This window comes from Pseudoxanthomonas sp. LjRoot206 (assembly GCF_056175725.1).
Window position 1 is genome coordinate 285845 of the sequence record NZ_JBGFFI010000006.1, and the last position, 18246, is coordinate 304090.

17 protein-coding genes and 1 pseudogene are annotated in these 18246 nt (G+C 62.1%); 10 read left to right on the top strand and 8 right to left on the bottom strand.

Going from position 1 to position 18246, the window contains the following annotated elements; all coding sequences use genetic code 11:
* The 3 genes from AC04MD_RS18940 to AC04MD_RS18950 form a co-directional block, all read right to left on the bottom strand.
* Window positions 1–957, bottom strand: coding sequence for a L,D-transpeptidase family protein (locus tag AC04MD_RS18940; protein WP_475498757.1), 957 nt, complete (start codon window positions 955–957; stop codon window positions 1–3).
* Window positions 958–1033: 76 nt separating this feature from the next.
* A complete protein-coding gene (locus AC04MD_RS18945; protein WP_475498758.1) occupies window positions 1034–1432 on the bottom strand; it encodes a hypothetical protein in 399 nt (132 codons plus the stop codon).
* A gap of 5 nt (window positions 1433–1437) precedes the next feature.
* Window positions 1438–2157: a response regulator transcription factor gene (locus tag AC04MD_RS18950; protein WP_475498759.1), complete on the bottom strand. Its 720-nt coding sequence runs from the start codon at window positions 2155–2157 to the stop codon at window positions 1438–1440.
* 108 nt (window positions 2158–2265) lie between these two features.
* On the opposite strand from AC04MD_RS18950, the gene AC04MD_RS18955 reads away from it, so the two are divergent.
* Window positions 2266–3189: an NAD(P)/FAD-dependent oxidoreductase gene (locus AC04MD_RS18955; protein WP_475498760.1), complete on the top strand. Its 924-nt coding sequence runs from the start codon at window positions 2266–2268 to the stop codon at window positions 3187–3189.
* A gap of 390 nt (window positions 3190–3579) precedes the next feature.
* Window positions 3580–4659 (top strand): catalase family protein, encoded by a 1080-nt coding sequence (locus AC04MD_RS18960; protein ID WP_475498761.1) that lies wholly within the window; start codon window positions 3580–3582, stop codon window positions 4657–4659.
* Between the two features lie 86 nt (window positions 4660–4745).
* Here the strand turns inward: AC04MD_RS18960 and AC04MD_RS18965 are convergent.
* Window positions 4746–5394: pseudogene (locus AC04MD_RS18965) on the bottom strand (DUF6766 family protein).
* A gap of 124 nt (window positions 5395–5518) precedes the next feature.
* On the opposite strand from AC04MD_RS18965, the gene AC04MD_RS18970 reads away from it, so the two are divergent.
* Window positions 5519–5965, top strand: a complete 447-nt coding sequence (locus tag AC04MD_RS18970) for a response regulator (RefSeq protein WP_475498762.1) — start codon at window positions 5519–5521, stop codon at window positions 5963–5965.
* Between the two features lie 97 nt (window positions 5966–6062).
* On the opposite strand, the gene AC04MD_RS18975 is transcribed toward AC04MD_RS18970, so the two are convergent.
* Together AC04MD_RS18975 and AC04MD_RS18980 are read right to left on the bottom strand one after the other, a co-directional pair.
* On the bottom strand, window positions 6063–8456 hold the full coding sequence (locus AC04MD_RS18975; RefSeq protein WP_475498763.1) for a catalase: 2394 nt from the start codon (window positions 8454–8456) through the stop codon (window positions 6063–6065).
* Between the two features lie 87 nt (window positions 8457–8543).
* Window positions 8544–9152, bottom strand: a complete 609-nt coding sequence (locus tag AC04MD_RS18980; protein WP_475498764.1) for a hypothetical protein — start codon at window positions 9150–9152, stop codon at window positions 8544–8546.
* 238 nt (window positions 9153–9390) lie between these two features.
* On the opposite strand from AC04MD_RS18980, the gene AC04MD_RS18985 reads away from it, so the two are divergent.
* The 5 genes from AC04MD_RS18985 (at window position 9391) to AC04MD_RS19005 (ending at window position 13467) form a co-directional block, all read left to right on the top strand.
* A complete protein-coding gene (locus AC04MD_RS18985; RefSeq protein WP_475498765.1) occupies window positions 9391–9669 on the top strand; it encodes a hypothetical protein in 279 nt (92 codons plus the stop codon).
* A gap of 558 nt (window positions 9670–10227) precedes the next feature.
* A complete protein-coding gene (locus AC04MD_RS18990; RefSeq protein ID WP_475498766.1) occupies window positions 10228–10611 on the top strand; it encodes a hypothetical protein in 384 nt (127 codons plus the stop codon).
* A gap of 76 nt (window positions 10612–10687) precedes the next feature.
* On the top strand, window positions 10688–11455 hold the full coding sequence (locus tag AC04MD_RS18995) for a histidine phosphatase family protein (protein WP_475498767.1): 768 nt from the start codon (window positions 10688–10690) through the stop codon (window positions 11453–11455).
* Window positions 11452–12330, top strand: coding sequence for an NAD(P)H-hydrate dehydratase (locus tag AC04MD_RS19000; protein WP_475498768.1), 879 nt, complete (start codon window positions 11452–11454; stop codon window positions 12328–12330). Before AC04MD_RS18995 ends, AC04MD_RS19000 begins: the two co-directional genes overlap by 4 nt.
* A 132-nt stretch (window positions 12331–12462) precedes the next feature.
* Complete coding sequence (locus tag AC04MD_RS19005; RefSeq protein ID WP_475498769.1) at window positions 12463–13467, top strand: SDR family oxidoreductase; 1005 nt, start codon at window positions 12463–12465, stop codon at window positions 13465–13467.
* A gap of 55 nt (window positions 13468–13522) precedes the next feature.
* Here AC04MD_RS19005 and AC04MD_RS19010 read toward each other — a convergent pair whose 3' ends face one another.
* Window positions 13523–14272, bottom strand: coding sequence for a hypothetical protein (locus tag AC04MD_RS19010; protein ID WP_475498770.1), 750 nt, complete (start codon window positions 14270–14272; stop codon window positions 13523–13525).
* Window positions 14273–14427: 155 nt separating this feature from the next.
* The gene (locus tag AC04MD_RS19015; protein WP_185896144.1) at window positions 14428–14583 is read right to left on the bottom strand and encodes a hypothetical protein; all 156 of its coding nucleotides are present in this window, start codon (window positions 14581–14583) and stop codon (window positions 14428–14430) included.
* Between the two features lie 262 nt (window positions 14584–14845).
* Here AC04MD_RS19015 and AC04MD_RS19020 point away from each other — a divergent pair, with 262 nt between their 5' ends.
* Complete coding sequence (locus tag AC04MD_RS19020) at window positions 14846–17629, top strand: PAS domain-containing hybrid sensor histidine kinase/response regulator (protein ID WP_475498771.1); 2784 nt, start codon at window positions 14846–14848, stop codon at window positions 17627–17629.
* Window positions 17630–17814: 185 nt separating this feature from the next.
* On the top strand, window positions 17815–18168 hold the full coding sequence (locus tag AC04MD_RS19025; RefSeq protein WP_475498772.1) for a gamma-glutamylcyclotransferase family protein: 354 nt from the start codon (window positions 17815–17817) through the stop codon (window positions 18166–18168).
* The last annotated feature ends 78 nt before the right edge of the window (window positions 18169–18246 follow it).

The following is an 18246-nucleotide window of genomic DNA, read 5'->3' on the forward strand; positions in this document are numbered from 1 at the left end:
CTACTCCTGCATAGTCACTGACAGCGCGGGCGACACGGCACGCGCCACGCGCTCAACATCCCAGTTGGTAAGTCGCACACAGCCGTGCGACTGGGCTTTCCCGATGGTGCCGGGTTCTGGGGTGCCGTGCAGGCCGTAGTGCTTCTTGGACAGGTCGATCCAGCGGGTACCCACGGGATTGTTAGGCCCAGCGGCGATTTTGGCTTCCGCGTGCGCCGGGTCAGCGTCCCAGAACAGCTTGGGGTTGTAGTGGAAGGTCGGATTCTCTGCGACCCCGACGATCTTCCACTGTCCTACAGGAAGCGGATCCTTCTCGCTCCCTGAGGACACCGGAAACTGTGCAATAAGGGCACCGTTGGCATCCAGAAGTCCCAATGTGGAATCGGACTTGTCGATCACCACACTGGCCGCTTTCGGTAGCGCCGTGAGGCCGGCCACGTTTGGCACCTGCAACGGCGTACCGGCCTTTGAAAAGTCCGCGTTTGGGTTCAGCGCCTTCAGCAATGTGGGTGAGATATGGAAGCGCTCGCCCAAAGCTTCTTCGATCGACTCAAAGGCCAGCGAGGGCAACTTGGCTTGCGCCATCATGTCCTCGGGTATGGAAGCCACGGGTTGTCCCACATCGTCGGCCGTCAGCGTGTAGGTCACCAAGGCAGGCGCTGCGTCCTGGTTCAATGAGGTCCATGTCGCCTCATCCAGTTCTCCGCTGACCTTCAACTTCCGCGCCTGCTGATACCCGCGTACCGCACGCCGCTGATTCGAGCCAGCCCTTCCATCGATTTCACCGGGTGAGAAATGGGCACGATCCAGCAACACTTGTGCTCGCACGAGGGCGGCCATGCCCTGGCGGGTTGCGGGATCATTGGCTTGGGCGGCCAGAGAGTTGTCGGGTGTGGCGGCATACCCCGGCAGCGCGAGCAGCAACACCATCCCCGCAAACAGACATTTCGAACGCATAGGCCTCTCCAAGTCAGTTGTCCCTGATCTTGGTGGCCGTCATGTCATGGCCGTGTAAAGCAACCTCTCGTACAGGCTAGTGCATCAGACCGATGGGATCGCTCGCATTATGGCTAGCGCCTGGCCCAGGCTCCTGCACCCGTGGATTACTCAACCATGCCCACGTTGCCAGCACCAGCGACCGCGCTTGCGCCCATACCTGTGTGGAATCGCCGCCAAGCTCATCCCACAGCACTTCCAGATATTCCTCATCCCGTGGCAGCACATAGCTGCCGTAGGTGATGAGCCCCAAGGCATAGGCAGGGCAAGCATCGCCCCACTCCATTTCTGCCTTGGCCGCATCCTGCTTGGCGAAGGCATCGAACCCGTCTGGAATCGGCGTCATGCCGGGATACGGCAGACAGTGCGCAACGCCTTCCTGTGCGGACAGGCGCTGCACCAGGTTCTCAAAAGCGTGGGAATCTATGCGGCCCATGCTACTCAGGCCGCCTGAGCATCCTGAGCATGGGACGCCTGACCGATGTTTGCCGCCAGGCGATAGCCCGCGCTCTGCACCGTGTGCAGCATGGGCGTAACGAAGCCCTTGTCGATGGCTTTGCGCAGGTTGTACATGTGACTGCGCAGGGCATCGGAATCGGGCAGATCATCGCCCCACAGCTCCCGCTCAATTTCCCGGCGCGAGACCACGCGCGGGGATTCGCGCATCAAGATCGTCAACAGCCGCATACCTGCAGGCGTAAGCTCCAAGCGACGTCCATCCCGTTGCACGATCTGCGAGGCAGGATCCAAGGTGAGATCGCCCACTTGCAACACAGCTCGCGCGACCTCCTTCCGGTTGCGGCGGATGATGGCCTTCAGCCGCGCTTCCAGTTCCTGGGTCGCAAAGGGCTTGGTCAGGAAATCGTCCACGCCCGCCTCCAGGCCGACCAGCTTGTCCTCCAGGGTATCGCGCGCGGTCACCATGATGATGGGCGTCGCCACCCGCGCCTCCGTGCGCAGCTGCTTGACGACCTGCAGGCCATCCATTCGCGGAAGGTTGCCGTCCAGGATGATCGCGTCGTAGCGATTTTCACTGGCCAGCCGATACCCTTCGGCGCCGTCGACCGCGTAGTCCACTTCCAGGCCCTTGGCTTCCAGGAAATAACCCACGGTTGCAGCCAAACTGCGGTTGTCTTCAATGATCAGAACGACGGCAGACATCGACACGGCTCCTGTAGTTCAGTTTGGTGAAAAATAGCCGCACCGACTGTCGAGGCGGCGTGAAATCACTTCCTGCCACCCCTGGCTTGCCTATCTCCGGAATCCCTCATGAAGTCCTCCGCACCGACGAAGATCTGGGATTGCCTCATCGTGGGAGGTGGGCCGGCCGGTCTGACGGCGGCGACCTACTTGCGTCGCTTTCATCGCTCCGTGGCGCTCATCGATAGCGGTCAGAGTCGGGCGAAATGGATTCCCAAGACTCACAACTGCCCGGGATTTCCGGCAGGTGTGGCCGGGACCGCCCTGTTGACCCGCTTGGGTGAGCAAGCGGGCCAATACGGGGTCACGTGCATCCAGGCCGTGGCCTCCCGCATCGAAGTGGGGCTGGACGTTTTTACGGTCACCCTGCCCCGACGGAGCCTGCAGGCTTACACCGTGATCCTGGCCACAGGCGTGGAAGACACGCTGCCCACACTGAAGGGACTGAGCCCCAAGACGGCCATTGAGCGCGGCTTGCTGCGCCTGTGTGCGATCTGCGATGGGTATGAAGCCACCGATGCGTCCATTGGCGTCCTGGGCCCACCGGAATCGGCGTTGCGCCATGCCTGCTTTCTACGTGCTTTTTCTCCCACCGTAACCGCCCTGACGATCCCCGATGGGTCCAAGGCCACGCACCACTCACTTCGGCAGGCACGTCAGCTGGACATCCCGGTCATCGGTTGTGAGCCCACCGTTCGCATCTCCGGCAATACGTGTGTGGTGATGGATCACACCGGTCGCGCCCATCGCTTCGACACGGTGTACGCCGCCTTGGGAACCCAGTCACGCTTTACCTTGGCCACGGCGGCGGGTGCGCGTCTACTGCGATCGGGCGAGCTATTCACCGATGCCCACATGCAGACCTCCATCCCCGGCCTGTATGCCATCGGGGATGTCAGCAGTGCCATCAACCAGATTTCCGTGGCCTTCGGACAGGCGGCCATCGCCGCCACCTCGATCCATCGCCAACTGGCCGCGTCGCCTCGCCGTTAAGGTTCACCGGGCTTACACGCGCGCTTTGTCAGCTTCGCGAGGTCCTCCAAGCCCCCTACTCCGATGCCTGCTACGGGAAAGCCTGCTCTACCCCTGCCGTTTCATTGGGTTGAAGATGCCGGTACGGACACGGTGTTTCTGGCGTCAATTCCTATGGTGCAGGTCGCCGCGGCGGGCGAGGCTTGGATTGCCAGCGTAGTCTTCGATGCGGTGGAGGTGGTCCCCCAGCAGATGGTCTGCCGAAGCAAACAGGCCGCCCTGCGATGGGCGAGCCGGTGGGTACTCCAGCGCGTGCCTCTGCTTACGCGTGCTGCCGATCGAATGGGTCTGAAAGCACCTTCCACTTCTGACGCTGCGTAGCACTCCCGATTCTCACAGGACGCCCCACTAATGACTCCCCTCGCCTCGCCGATTCCTTTCAGGTCATCCCTCGAGGTCATTGGTGCGGAGGAAAACGAAGCGATCCTGGCCTTGGAGACCGTGTTCTCGCAGATGGCGCAACGAGTCGCCGAGCACGAAGGCGTGGCCCATCGCGCCGTGCATGCCAAGGGCCACGCGTTGGTGCGTGGCACGTTTCAGGTCCATGGCGATCTGCCACCGGAATTGGCCCACGGCCTGTTTGCCAAGGCGCGCTGTTTCGAAGCGTTGGTGCGCTTCTCCTCGCCTCCTGCCGAGCAACTACCAGATACGGTATCCACGCCACGGGCGCTGGCCCTCAAGGTGCTTCATGTGGAGGGCGAACGTGTGGCCGGCAGTCTGCCGGGGCACTCCCAGGATTTCCTGATGGTCAATGGACCGGCCTTTACGGCGCCCACGCCTGCCGGTTTTGTTGGCGCGGCCAAATTGTTGGCCGCCACCACCGAAAAGATGCCGCGCACCAAGAACGTCATCTCCGCCACGCTGCGCGGGGCCGAGGCGGCGTTGGAGGCGGTCGGCCTGCAGAGCGGTAAGCTCAAGGGCTTGGGCGGCGAGCCGCAGCGACATCCTTTGGGAGAAACCTACTTCACCCAGGTCCCATTCCTGTATGGACCGTACATGGCCAAGTTCTCGTTGGCCCCGCTATCGCCTGCACTGCAAGCGCTCGCTGGCACTGCCATCCCCAATGAAGGTGATGCCCAACGCCAGGCGATCCAGAGCGCCTTGGCCAGTGAGGAAGCACTGTGGGCCTTTAACGTCCAACTGTGTCGAGACCTGGAGCGCATGCCGATCGAAGATGCCTCCATCGCCTGGCCTGAAGAGGTCAGCCCGTGGATTACCGTGGCGACCCTGGCGCTGCCGCCACAACGCGCCTGGTCGGGCCTGTCAGAACAGACGGAAAAATCGCTGGCGTTCTCTCCCTGGAATGCGCTGGCGGCCCATCGCCCCCTAGGCGCCGTCAATCGAGCGCGCAAGCGCGTGATGGCGGTATCACGTCAATTCCGCAGCAATTTCAATCGGTGCCCGATCACTGAGCCAGACGGCTCGAATTGAAGCGCTGCAGCCCCTAGCTCTGTCGCTGGCGTGCACGCCACGTGGTTGGGATCAGCACGTCCAACGACAGGCTCCTTGACCTGCCATCACGTCCCGGTTTGTCCATGGGAGGCGGCAAGGGCCTTGGACTCGGGTGATTTGTCCTGTCGCAGGAAGATGCTCAACACGACAATGGACAGCACTGCCAAGAACTCACTCTGCCAGTTCTGCATGGACTCAAACCAGAATTGCGCACCCCCAAGATGCGCGCTCCAGGGGATGGCCGCCAAACCCCGCGCGATGCGCTGCTCATTCTCATGCAGCCAGCTTCCATAGGCATGCCCTAAGAAGGCGCCCAGGAAAAGCACGCCGAAAGCCACGCTCAGGGAATTGGCGTAGAGCCACTTCCACACCCCGCCTTTCGTCACCGGGGTCGGGGTCGACCCGTTCTTGTTCCTGCGCCGGATCCAGCTCACGGGATTCTGCCGATCCGCGTTGCCGCAGCCACACTGTCAGTAGTACGTACATGCCCATCTGCAGGAATTCGCTCTCCCAGTTCTCAAACGTGGCTGACAGGAAGTGGCCTCCCTGCAGGTAGGTCGTCAGGGGCTGCGCCGGTTGTCCCTGCTGCACCCGTTCCTGATTATCTGCCCGCCAACCGGTCAACGTCTGGGCGGCAAAGAACACCAAAAACATGCCCAGCAATACCAGCGACAGGCCATTGCGATACCAAAACGAGGTGCGTTGGGACGTCATAACTGGGCTCCTGTCACGCAAGGCAAGCTTGGCGTGATCAATCGCGAAGAACGAATGAAGTACGCCCTATTCATGTATGTGAGTTGCTATAGTGAAGCGGTCTCATCCGCATGTAGAACCCATCATGTTGCCTCCTGTATTGCCGACCATTCTGTTGGCCGAAGACAGCGATAACGATGCCGAGATGGTGCTCGATGCATTTCGCGAGGCGCATTTGTCCAATCCCATCGTGCGCGTGTTCGATGGCGTGGAGGCGTTGGAGTATCTGCGTGGCGAAGGCACCTTCTCCGAGCGGCCCGTTGACCGCCCAATTGTCCTGTTGCTGGACCTCGAGATGCCGCGGCTGGGGGGTATCGAGACATTGACGCAGATCCGAGCCGATCCCGCGCTGGCGCACCTGCCGGTGGTGATTCTTACCTCATCCCGACAGGAGTCCGATGCGATTGCCTCGTGGAATCTGGGCGTCAACGCATTCGTGCTCAAACCCGTGGAACCGGCTCAATTCGTGTCCGCGCTGAAGGTGTTGGGGAAATTCTGGGCGGTCTTCAACCAGACCCCACCGGCACCCTGACAATAGGATTTCGGCATCGTGGGACACGCGTTGCGTGTCCCACGGTGTGGATATCCTAGCTACGGCCGTATTCACCCTGACAGAACTGCCAGCGGTTCTACAGCACCGGCGGATCGGTTTCCCGCTCAAAGTGTTTGTGGTGCGCCAAGGCCTCCAAGAAGCTAGCGATGGCACCCTTGGGCGGGTCGCTATGAAGCAACAGACCGGCATCCTCCTCATCGCGCAAGATCCCTGTGCCTTCCACGAAGGCCACCGCCTCGCCCAAGGCCAGGATGGTTTTCAGGTGGCGGAACTGATCTTTGACGAACTCGCCCGCGCGCCCATCGCGCGCCCACGCTTTCGCCGTTGCCTCCCCATCGGGAAGAATGACGCCATCAAACAGCACGGACGGCTCGTTTTCGAAGGACGCATCGGCATCGATTTGGCTGCCGTCTGCCGCGGTAAAGGCGCCCACCCGCGGGCCGATCAGGCGACCGACGGCCCCGGCCTTGAGCAGTGCCTTCTGCGCCGCCGCCACCTGCTCCCCATCCACGCCATCGCCGACGAAGATGGCGACCTTGCGCGTGGCCACCCCGACCTGACCGGGTAGCGCGAACATGGACAGCGCCTCGGAGGAGGTCACTTCCGCCTTGGGCGGTTTGGGCAAGGCACGCGGCATGGGCTCAGGCAAAGGCATGCCTAACCCGTCTGCCACCTGGGCGGCCAGCTCCTCGGAGGCATTACGCAGCATGGAGACCACGCGCTGACGGATGGCCGGCACGGTGAGCTTGGACAGCTCGAAGCGGAACGCGGCGACGATGTGCGCCTGCTCGACCGGCGTCTGGCTGTTGAAGAACAACGCAGCCTGGTTGAAGTGCTCAGCGAATTTTTCCGGTTTGCCGCGCACCTCGTCCTGCTCCACTGGCTCGGGGAAGGACACGAATCCGGCTGCTCCGGCCTGAAACGGACATCCGCCGCCGAGCGAGTTGGGCTCGTAGGCCACCTTGCCGCGGTGAATGGCTTGGCGGTGCAGACCATCGCGCTGATTGTTGTGTACCGGGGCGATCGGTGCGTTGATGGGAATCTCATGGAAGTTGGGACCGCCCAGTCGAGAGAGCTGGGTATCGACGTAGGAGTGGATGCGACCGGCCAAGAGTGGATCGTTGGTGAAATCGATGCCAGGAATGACATGGGCCGTGCAAAAGGCGACCTGTTCGGTTTCGGCAAAGAAGTTGTCCGGATTGCGGTTGAGCACCATCCGTCCCAAGGGGGTAATGGGCACCAGTTCTTCGGGCACAATCTTGGTGGCATCCAGGATGTCGAAGGAGAAGCGCTCGGCGTCCTGCTCGGAGAACACCTGCACGCCCAACTCCCACTCCGGATAGGCGCCGGCCTCAATGGCTTCCCACAAGTCGCGCCGGTGGTAGTCCGGATCGCACCCGGAGATCTTGACCGCCTCATCCCACAGCAGCGCATGGGTGCCCTGCAGCGGCGTCCAGTGAAACTTGACGAAGGAGGACTGGCCCCGGTCGTTGACGAAGCGGAACGTGTGCACGCCAAACCCCTGCATCATCCGATAACTACGTGGAATGGCCCGGTCTGACATCAGCCACATCAGCATGTGGGTCGACTCGGGCATCAACGAGACAAAATCCCAGAACGTATCGTGAGCTGAGGCCGCCTGCGGCATGGCGTGATGGGGCTCAGGCTTGACCGCATGCACCAGGTCGGGAAACTTCATCGCATCCTGGATGAAGAACACCGGCATGTTATTGCCCACCAGGTCCCAGTTGCCTTCATCGGTATAGAACTTCACCGCAAAGCCGCGCACATCCCGAGCCGTGTCCTTGCTGCCACGCTCGCCGGCGACGGTGGAGAAGCGGACGAATACCGGCGTGATCTTTCCGGCTTCCTGAAACGGCGCGGCGCGGGTCAGTTTGGTGTGCTTCTTGTAGGACTCGAAATAGCCATGGGCCGCAGAACCGCGTGCATGCACGATGCGCTCTGGAATGCGCTCATGGTCGAAGTGAGTGATTTTTTCCCGCAGGATGAAATCCTTCAACAGCGCAGGCCCGCGCAACCCCGCCTTGAGCGAGTTCTGATTGTCGGCCACCGGCACGCCCTGATTGGTCGTCAGGCGCTGCCCGCTGCCATCTACCCTCACCCGATCCAGCGAACCCACGGTGGGGTTGGTCCCGGCGTCTGCACGCGTGCCCACTTTGGCTGATTCATTGGATTCGGCCAGCGTACTGGCGCTCACCAACGGCGAGGGCGGAATGATCTCGGTACCCTCCGGCGGCATGGTGGCCTGCGCCCGCCCATGCTCAGCAGCCTTGTTCTCATTGAAGGGCAAGGCCGCCACGGTGGCCTCGACGTCAGCGGCCCGCTTGGCAAGTAGATCACCCGTCCCCCGCCTCGGCGCCTTGGCAGCGGCACTGTCGGAGTTGCGAGCCGCTGATTGTCCGCTCACATTCTTTTTGGGAGCGGTCTTAGATTTACGCGAAGTTGCCATGTCGGTGCCTGCTTCAAAAGATGCGCGCCTGAAGGCGCAGAACACAGGTGGATGAAAACAAACCCGCCGGTGGGCGGGTTTGTAGGGTTAGAGCATGTCCTCGCGGGCTTGCTCGGCGCGTGCGGCGCCGATGGCCGTTTCCACTTTCTTGACTTCTTCCGGCGGCGGTAGCACCGCGGGCATGCCCAGCGCCTGGATCCACAGTTCCCGGCACCAGCCCTTGGTGTGGTAGAGGTGATGGTCTTCATCCTCCTCCACTTCCTCGTAAGCGGCCTTCAGGATCTTGGCGAGCTTGTCGGTGGAGGACTCGGCGACTTTGCCGATCAGCTCCCAGTTCGTATGGTCCTTGGTCTCTGCCAGAACAACACACTCACAGGCCACCAACTCAGCTGCAGCGGCGTCTGCTTTGGCGCGAGCCATTTCAATGGCGGCCACCAAGGAGGCGCCGTTATGCGCCACCACCTCTCTGCCCGGACTCATCTCTTCGGTGTCCAATCCCAGTTCTTCGAAAACCTGGGTCAGCACCTTCTCGTGATGCTTGGTCTCATCCAGGTATTCCTGCCACTCCTTGTGCAGGTCCTCATTCACTGCTGCGGCGATGGCGGCGGTGTAAATCTTGATGCCGCCGCGTTCGGTTTCCAACGCCTGCAGGAGAAGTTCTTTCACTTGTTTCGGATCATAGCCCTTGCTTGCCATTGCTGACTCCATTAGCTGGGGAATGTCTAGTGATATAGACCTGATCCTGCCAACGGCTTGTGAAACCGTTCACTGCTCGCACACCCCTACCCTCTCACGCTAGCGGCCGCACCGTGTCTCGCCAGAACGCAGGTTGGTGCCGTTATCAAGAATGATCAATGTTCATAGTAATGACCCAACCTGCATGCGGTTCTTTCACAAGCGGTTCGCTGGACTGGATCTAGGATGAGGAGGGTGTATGTCGCCTGATGTGATCGGCTGGTTCGCCTCGGCCATCCTGCTTGCCACGCTAGTCAGGCAAATCCAAAAGCAGGCTGCACAGCCAGAGAGTGAAGGCGTTTCTACCTGGCTGTTTCTGGGCCAGATGGCCGCCTCGCTGGGTTTTGTTCTCTACAGCTGGTTGGTGGAAAACTGGGTATTCATCACCACCAACAGTCTTATCCTGCTCACTGCGGTGGTAGGGCAAGTCGTGATGTGGAAAAAAAAGCGTGCGGATAAGCGAACGAGTTCAGGGTAGTGGCGCGATAGCCGCTATCCCTACCCGCTGCACAGGGGATTCACTCCGCCTTACAGATCAACGCTCATGCTGCACCGCATCAGGAGTGTCCCATGCCCCGAAACACTGCCAGAAAGGCTGCTCGCCAATTCATCGATCTGAGCATCGCGGCACCGGAAGTGATCGCGCACCGCATGGTCCGAATGGCTAGCGCTGGGGGTGTGCTTAACGGCGCTGATCGTCAGGAGCTCTCTCGTATGTCGCTCGAGAAGTGGGAAGCGGTCTGGCTGGCGTGGGTGGCCATGGGTACTGCGGGTGCGGCCTTTTGGATGCGGATGGCGACATCATGGTCACCTTGGCCGGCTACGGCCCACCCCATGTCATCCCACCACACGTTGGAGGGGCTGCTGGGTCAGATCACGACGGCGGGATTGGCGCCCTATGTTCGTATGGCCAAGGCCAACCGCAGACGTCTGCGGCGTAGGGTCACCTCGTCACCGCAATAGGCCCCGCCCGCAGCTGTGCTGGCTCTGCACGCGACCCAGGCATGATGCTTACTAAGACCTACCTTGATTGCTTATGAGCCCTAGTGCCACCCTGACCCGACTTAAGGCTACTGTCGACGGCCGAGCGCTCAAGTCCGGTGACAGTGATAGCGAAATTGCGGTTCGCGTGGGATCGTGCATAGCGCTGCAGGTCAACGTTCAATCCGGCCAACTAGCCGGATTTGCGGCGGGGACCGATTCGATGGCGCTGTCGGAGTGGAACGACACCGGCACCTTTGAATTCCATGTGCCCGAGCATTTCCGGGGTGCGGTCCTGCAGATCCACGTGGCGGTCCGCACTAAGGCATCCACCGGCGCCCAAACCGACCCATGGCTTGGCCCGGTTGATGCGCAGCATTTGCTGACCTACCAGGTCTATCCGGGGCACGGTGACGCCACCACGCTGCCCTGCGCTTGACGGCCAACAACCAGGCGACTTCACCACAACACGACACGCGGCTTTCTAGCCTGACCCCTTTCTGGGAGCGAAGCCTATGCCGCGGCTGTTACACACGGACTGGCCTGCCCATCTCTGGATCGTGCGTCACGGGCAAAGCGCCGGCAATGTCGCCCGGGATGCGGCCGAGTTGGCCGGTGATCGGTTGATTGAGCTGGAACACCGCGATGCCGATACGCCGTTATCCGCGTTGGGTGAACGGCAATCGGTTGCCCTGGCCCAGTGGTTTTCAGAGCAACCGGCCTGGGCGCGGCCTACCGTGTTCTTCAGCTCGCCCTTTGTGCGCGCCTACCAGACGTGTCTGGCCACCGCGACGGCGCTGGGGCATGAAGGATCGGAGATCGCCATTGATGAGCGCCTTCGCGAAAAAGAGTTCGGCATCCTAGACCGCTACACGGTGCCCGGCATCAAGGCCACCTTTCCCGAGCTTGCTGAGCAGAGGGCGCTGGTTGGCAAGTTCTACTTCCGTCCGCCTGGCGGTGAGAGCTGGTGCGATGTGATCCTGAGGCTGCGCAGCGTGCTGGAGGTTCTCAGGCGCGATCACGTGGGCGAGCATGTCCTCATCGTGGCCCATCAGGTGATCGTGAATTGCTTTCGGTATCTGCTCGAATGCCTGGATGAACAGCAGATTCTGGACATCGACCGGGAGGCGGACGTGCCCAATTGCGGCATCACCCACTACCAGCTCACCGGTACCGGCGAAGGTGCCCGCTTTGAACTGGAAAGCGCCAACCTGATCGTTCCGCACATTGCGCAGTTGGCTGAGATTACCAAGGCGCCCGACACGCCGGCAGGCCCCAAGTGAGCCAGCCGCTGGGTCACGTGCTGGATGAGGCGTGGTTGGCCGCCCACCCACTGCCGGCGGCACATGGGGCCCATAGCAAGGAAGATCGTGGCCGGGTCTTGCTGATCGGCGGATCGGTCGATGTACCAGGCGCAATCCTGTTGGCCGCGCAGGCCGCCCTGCGGGCGGGTGCGGGGAAGCTGCAGATGGCCGTTCCCGGCCCCGCAGCGCCTTTCCTGGCCCCGCATATGCCCGAGGCGCGCGTGCTGGGTCAGCCCAGTGACGAGCAGGGCCAGATAACTGCCTTGTGCCCTGCCTGCCGTCACGAAGCCGAGCGCGCCGATGCCATCGTCGTCGGACCCGGCATGTGCGACAGCCCCGCGTTGGCGCATTTGCTGGGCAAGCTGCCAAACCACCCTACCCTCGTGCTGGATGCCGGCGCCATTACCTGCTTCAAGCAGGCTCACGTACGCTCGCAGGCCGCGATCTTGACGCCGCACGCCGGCGAAATGGCCAAGTTGGTGGGATGCGAGTCGGACCAGATCTCCGGTCACGAACCCGCCTTGGCTCTACAAGCGGCCAAAGATCTGCACGTGGTGCTGGTGCTCAAGGGCCCGAGCACGTGGATTGCCAGCCCGACGGGCGAATTGCTGCGTTACGAAGGCGGCGGCGTGGGCTTGGCCACCTCCGGTTCGGGGGATGTACTGGCGGGGGTGATTGGGGGACTGGCCGCACGCGGCGCCGAGCCCCTTATTGCCGCAGCTTGGGGGGTGTTCCTGCACGGGCAGGCAGGCCGACACCTTGCTGATCGCATGGGCGCACTAGGTTTTCTCGCGCGCGAAATCAGTCCCCACATTCCCCAGATCATGCACGCCCTGAGCCCCCCAGCGCGCTGATTCACCCACGGACGCGCTGTCGCGGCGGGCCACGTTCCTAACTCCTCTAGGTACGCGGTCGGTGCGTTGGCCTCACATAGCGGCGACACTGGCTGACGCGATGATGCGGTGTTTCCTTCGGAAGATTCCACCATGGCCAGCAAGAAAAAAACGACCGCCAAAGGCCCCACCACCACCTCAGCTGACACCACGGCGGTACGTCAGCGCCAACTGCAGGCGCAGATCGATCGCAAGGATGCCCGCGGCAAGAAAAAGCCCACCAAGCAGGCCACCCAAGCCGGCACGCGAAAGCAGCCGGTGCGCATGCCTGCCCAACACCTGCCCAAGCCCGGTACCGAAGCCGATCTGATGTTGGCACCGGCCTTTGAGGCTCCCGACTACCGCGGCAGCGGAAAGCTCGAAGGAATGACCGCCCTGATCACGGGTGCGGATTCAGGGATCGGCCGCGCGGTGGCGGTGCTGTTTGCACGCGAAGGCGCAGATGTGGCAGTGCTGTATCTGAACGAGCACAAGGATGCGAAGGAAACGGCAAAGTGGATCGAAAAGGAAGGTCGTACCGCGCTGTTGATTCCGGGGGACGTGCGCGATTCGAGCTTCTGCAAGAAAGCCGCGGACAAGGTGGCCAAGCGCTTTGGCCGCATCGATGTGCTGGTGAACAATGCCGGCTTTCAGCTCCATGCCGAACGGCTGGAAGACCTGACCGATGAGCACCTGCAGGAGACGCTGCAGACGAATGTGGCCGGCTACATCCACATGGCACGCGCCTGCCTGCCGCATATGCAGCGTGGCGCGTCCATCGTCAATTGCGGCTCGGTCACCGGGCTGTTCGGAAGCCCCAAGCTGATCGACTACTCCGCCACCAAAGGCGCCATCCACGCCTTTACCAAAGCCTTGGCCTCCAACTTGCTCGAGCGCGGCATTCGGGTCAATGCGGTGGCCCCCGGTCCTGTGTGGACGCCGTTCAATCCTGCTGACAAGCCGGCCGATGAAGTAGCCGAGTTTGGCAAGGACAGCGCGATGAAGCGCCCGGCGCAGCCGGAAGAACTCTCACCCGCCTTCGTCTTCCTTGCCTCACCGGTGATGTCGTCTTACGTCAATGGCATCGTGCTGCCGGTGATGGGCGGACCGACGGGCTAAAGGCAAGACAAAAAAATGCCGCCTCCACTCCCGGAGGCGGCACAGGGGTCGCGTTTTAGTTCCGACGACGGTCGTCGGAGGTGAACGCATCGGCCACGGCATGCTTGGCCCGCTCCCAGGTCAGGCGCGAGGTGCCCTTGAAGCGCTCCCAACCGCGTTCCAGGTCAGAGGCCAACCCATCGTCCCAGTCGCGGTCGGCGTACTGGCCACGCGCGTAGGTGCCGTAGCGGTAGGCCGGGCGATAGTCGTCGTACTCATCGCCGTCCTGGCGATAAGCAGCGCTTTCAAAGCGCTTGGCGTAGGTGTCATCGCTCCAGGCGTAGGCGTTGTAGGTGCGATCGGCGCGATCCCACGCATCCTTGGCGGCCGGGCGTGCGCGCTCCCAATCCAGCGTGGACGTGCCGCGGTCGGCCTCCCAGGTGGACTGAAGGCGACGCTCGGCATCGTCCCAGGACTCATTGGGGTATTCGCCGCGCGCCACGGCACCGGCCTGGTAGACGCCGGCATAGTCACGCTGGAAGTCATGCTCGCGAGAGTAATAGTCGCGCGTGGGGGCTTCGTTGCGCCAATAGTCGACTTCTGCGGTGGGATCGATGCGCTCGGCGACGCCCTTGCCCGCAGCTGCGCCGGCCACCGTACCCACGGCCGCACCAATCAAGGTGCCGATGGGGCCAAAAACAGTACCGGCCAACGCGCCGGCCGCCACGCCCCCCGCAACGCCGCCAACGCCCACCCCTACCGGGTGAGAGCCGGGCGCGCCGGTGATGGGATCCCTGTTTGCATCGGGCTGAGTGTCACGTGTCATGGGTGTGTCCTTTCATGGTGTTGGCACGGGGTGCCAAGAAGTGGGGGATGTCTTTGAGGGAATGAGACGTTGCTTTTGCGTCGAGCGATCGATGTAGGCAAGCGAATGCAAGAGAGCGAGAAAGGCATCTGCCCTCCTCGCTCTGCCCTGCGGCATTACATCTGGTCGCGGTCTTTGCGCGACTTCTGCTGGGTGTCCTGCTTCTGGCCCTGCTGATCGTTCTTGCCGCGGTTCTGCTGCGTGTTCTGGTTACCCTGATCCTGATTCCGACCGGGGCTCTGCTGCTTGTCTTTGGGGGTCTGGTTCGGCATGACCAAGTACCTGCTATACGCGACCGGGCTGGCCGCGAACCAAATGTTCCCGCACCGATGTGAGCGACAAATGCACGTGGAGTTAATGAAGATCCACTTCACTGAACGAGTTGGCTTCGACCCCAGGCCGCACCCCTCTCGGGAGGCCGGCCAAGCCTCCTAGCCAACCGGTAGCCGCGCTCGGATAGACTTCGTTGCGGCGCTCGAGGCTTGAGGGCCTACCGCTTTTGCCCCCGTTGAAAGTCCTACAGGTGACATTTCCATGCCCCACCGTACAGATGTACCGTCGGACCTGCTGGACCATGAGCGCGGTCGGGTGGCACTGGCCTCCGGTGCCGTCATCGGAACCTGGATTTGGGATATCACCACGGATAAGGTCCGGGTGGATGCCGCGATGGAGCGTGCGTTTGGCATGGGGCCTATGACCAAGCCGTGGGCGCTAGCCGATCTCATCAGAGCGGTCCATCCGGACGACCAGTATGATCTTCGCAGCGCCATCGCTAACGCCGTGTCACGGGGCGGACAATACGTTCACCGCTACCGTATTCAAGGACCGGACGATCAATGGCGCTGGGTGGAGGGCCGCGGCTGGGTCAATCGTGACGCTACAGGGGTGCCCATCAGCTTTCCTGGCGTATTGATGGACATCAGCCACACGCGGCGCATCGAAGAGGCGCGGGACCGTGCCGAAGCGCTGCTGAATACCTTCGTCGAAGCGGTTCCCGGGGTGGTCTACGCCAAGGACCGGCAAGGTCGCCTGTTAATTGGTAACCGCGGCACCACGGAGCTTCTCGGTAGGACGCCAGAAGAGTATCTGGGGCGTACCGATGCCGAACTGCTGGAGGACCCCGTACAAGCACAGGCGGTCATGGACGCTGATGCGCGCATCATGGCCTCTGGCCAGCTTGAGCAGCTTGAGGAAGAGATCAACTTCCGCGACGGCAGACGCGCGATTTGGCTGTCCACCAAGGCGCCGTTGCGGGATGCGCAAGGTCAGGTAATCGGTCTGATCGGTGCATCGCTGGATATCACCGATCGCAAGGCCGTGGAAGCCAGTCATCGTGAGATCGAGGAGCGCTACCGACTCGCCGCCCTGGCCACGCGGGACGTTATTTGGGACTGGCGCATGTCCGATGGCCATGTGGTGTGGAATGAAGCCCTGACGACGCTCTTTGGCTATGACCAGCTTCAGAGCAGTGCACAGTGGTGGCTGGAGCATATCCACCCCGATGATCGCCAGCGCATTGATCACAGCATTCATGCGGTGATCGAGAAAGGCGGCCATGCGTGGTCGGCCGAGTACCGCTTCCTTCGCGCCGATGGTCAGTACGCTGATGTGCTGGATCGTGGAACGGTGTTGAGAGGCCCTGCCGGCGAGCCGATCCGCATGATTGGCGCCATGTTGGACCTGACAGAACGCAAGGCTGCCCAGGCCGCGTTGGCCGAGAGCGAAGAGCGTCTCCGGCTGGCCACCGAAGCCTCGGACATCGGATTTTGGGACGTCGATCTGGTCCACAATCTGCTCATCTGGCCGGCACGTACCAAAGCCATGTTCGGCATTTCGGCGCATGTGCCGTGCTCAATGGACGATTTCTACGCCGGCCTGCACCCGGAGGATCGACAAAGGACCAGTGAGGCGTTTGCCGCGGCAGCGGACCCTGCACGGCGTGCGCTCTACGACGTCGAGTATCGTACGATCGGCAAAGAAGATGGCGTTACTCGCTGGGTCGCGGCCACCGGGCGCGGACTGTTTGAAGGTGATCGCTGCGTGCGCGTGGTTGGCGTGGCGATCGACGTCACGGCCAGGAATCTGGTTCAACGCCAGCTCAAGGAACTCAACGAGCAGTTGGAGAGCCGTGTCCAGGCGGAGGTGGCCGAACGCATCCGCATGGAAGATGCACTGCGGCAGAGTCAGAAAATGGAAGCGGTCGGCCAGCTGACCGGTGGCATTGCCCATGACTTCAACAACATGCTGGCCGCGATCGTCGGCCCGCTGGACCTGTTGGTCGGACGGCTGGATCCGGGCGACGAGCGCGCGCGACGCTATATCGACATTGCCATGGAAGCAGCCAAGCGCGCTGCCCAGTTGACCCAACGCCTGCTGGCTTTCTCCCGCCAGCAACCCCTCCGGCCCGAGGCCTTGGATGCGAACAAGCTGGTGGCCGGTATGTCGGAGCTGCTTGCCCACTCCTTGGGCGGGAACGTCCAACTGGAGACGGTGTTGGCTGGCGGCCTCTGGCGTACCCATGCCGATCCGAACCAGTTGGAGAACGTCATCCTGAACTTGGCGGTCAATGCACGGGATGCGATGGCCGAGGGCGGCCGGGTCACGATCGAAACGGCCAACTGCCACCTCGATCACGGCTATGCCGGAGCCCATCCGGGGATCGCTCCGGGCCAGTACGTCCTGATCGCCGTCTCAGACACCGGACAAGGCATGCCCGCAGAGGTCATCCACAAGGCCTTCGATCCGTTTTTCACTACCAAGGAAGTGGGTCGCGGTACGGGTCTGGGCCTCTCCCAGGTGTATGGCTTCGTCAAGCAGTCCGGCGGGCATGTGAAGATCTACTCGGAGGTGGGCAGTGGCACCACCGTGAAGGTTTATCTGCCTCGCCTACAAGGCGCTGCGGCCGAGAGCGCGGCCTCGGCCCTGGTTCGTCCCCTGCCGCGTGGCGAGGCGCAGGAAGTCATTCTGGTGGTGGAGGACGAGGCCTCCGTGCGCCAAGTGTCGGTGGATGCACTGACAGAGCTGGGTTATCGCGTCCTGGAAGCCGACGGTGCCGTGGCCGCATTGAAGATTCTGGAAATAGAGCCAGCCATCACCCTGCTGTTTACCGATGTGGTCATGCCGGAGATCAACGGACGCAAGCTCGCCGATCGAGCCCTCGCACGCTGGCCGCATCTGAAAGTGCTCTTCACCACCGGCTATAGCCGCAACGCGATCATCCACAACGGCGTGCTGGACGCGGGCGTGCATCTGATCGTCAAACCTTTCACCTTGCACGAACTGGCCGTGCGCGTGCGAGAGGTGCTAGAGGGCACTTAAGCAGTGCTTGGATCCTGGCGTGTTCCACAAACCCGTTCGGGCCTTTTAGAACGCTCAACCCGCTGGCTGGGGTAGCACGCCATACTCGTTCCGCTGCTGACCACGCCATGGTGATCGCACGCTGTACAGGTCCGGACCGATGGAAGCAGGGAACGGGCGCGTGAGTTATGTATCGGGGTGTGCTGATGGATGATCGACTGTTCGTATATGGCACCTTGGCGCCGGGCAAGCCCAATGCGCATGTGCTCAGTGGTGTCCCCGGCCACTGGGAGAATGGCACGGTGCGCGGCCGGCTCGTCCAGCGCGGCTGGGGCGCCGCGCTGGGGTATCCGGGCATCGTTCCCTGTCCCCAAGGGCTGGTCGGGGACGAGGTGGCAGGTTGGATTTTCACCTCTCCGCAGTTGCCCGAGCAGTGGGACCGACTCGATCCCTTTGAGGGCTCGGGCTACCAGCGCGTAACAATTTTAGCCAAGCGCGCCGATGGCAGCATGGTTCCGGTGCAGATCTACGCCATCACGCCCGAGCAAGAATCGTTCTGAAAAGAGCGCGCTGCGAGATCAATGTGAGGTGACGCAGTGGGTCAGGATCTAACCCGTGGCGACCTTTGCTTCAGCCGC

Coding starts and splice junctions, on each gene's coding strand:
- AC04MD_RS18975 (WP_475498763.1), bottom strand. CDS start 8,456: ATGGCAACTTCGCGTAAATCTAAGACCGCTCCCAAAAAGAATGTGAGC.
- AC04MD_RS18985 (WP_475498765.1), top strand. CDS start 9,391: ATGTCGCCTGATGTGATCGGCTGGTTCGCCTCGGCCATCCTGCTTGCC.
- AC04MD_RS18950 (WP_475498759.1), bottom strand. CDS start 2,157: ATGTCTGCCGTCGTTCTGATCATTGAAGACAACCGCAGTTTGGCTGCA.
- AC04MD_RS18970 (WP_475498762.1), top strand. CDS start 5,519: ATGTTGCCTCCTGTATTGCCGACCATTCTGTTGGCCGAAGACAGCGAT.
- AC04MD_RS19015 (WP_185896144.1), bottom strand. CDS start 14,583: ATGCCGAACCAGACCCCCAAAGACAAGCAGCAGAGCCCCGGTCGGAAT.
- AC04MD_RS18980 (WP_475498764.1), bottom strand. CDS start 9,152: ATGGCAAGCAAGGGCTATGATCCGAAACAAGTGAAAGAACTTCTCCTG.
- AC04MD_RS19010 (WP_475498770.1), bottom strand. CDS start 14,272: ATGACACGTGACACTCAGCCCGATGCAAACAGGGATCCCATCACCGGC.
- AC04MD_RS18940 (WP_475498757.1), bottom strand. CDS start 957: ATGCGTTCGAAATGTCTGTTTGCGGGGATGGTGTTGCTGCTCGCGCTG.
- AC04MD_RS19005 (WP_475498769.1), top strand. CDS start 12,463: ATGGCCAGCAAGAAAAAAACGACCGCCAAAGGCCCCACCACCACCTCA.
- AC04MD_RS19025 (WP_475498772.1), top strand. CDS start 17,815: ATGGATGATCGACTGTTCGTATATGGCACCTTGGCGCCGGGCAAGCCC.
- AC04MD_RS18960 (WP_475498761.1), top strand. CDS start 3,580: ATGACTCCCCTCGCCTCGCCGATTCCTTTCAGGTCATCCCTCGAGGTC.
- AC04MD_RS18995 (WP_475498767.1), top strand. CDS start 10,688: ATGCCGCGGCTGTTACACACGGACTGGCCTGCCCATCTCTGGATCGTG.
- AC04MD_RS18990 (WP_475498766.1), top strand. CDS start 10,228: ATGAGCCCTAGTGCCACCCTGACCCGACTTAAGGCTACTGTCGACGGC.
- AC04MD_RS19020 (WP_475498771.1), top strand. CDS start 14,846: ATGCCCCACCGTACAGATGTACCGTCGGACCTGCTGGACCATGAGCGC.
- AC04MD_RS18945 (WP_475498758.1), bottom strand. CDS start 1,432: ATGGGCCGCATAGATTCCCACGCTTTTGAGAACCTGGTGCAGCGCCTG.
- AC04MD_RS18955 (WP_475498760.1), top strand. CDS start 2,266: ATGAAGTCCTCCGCACCGACGAAGATCTGGGATTGCCTCATCGTGGGA.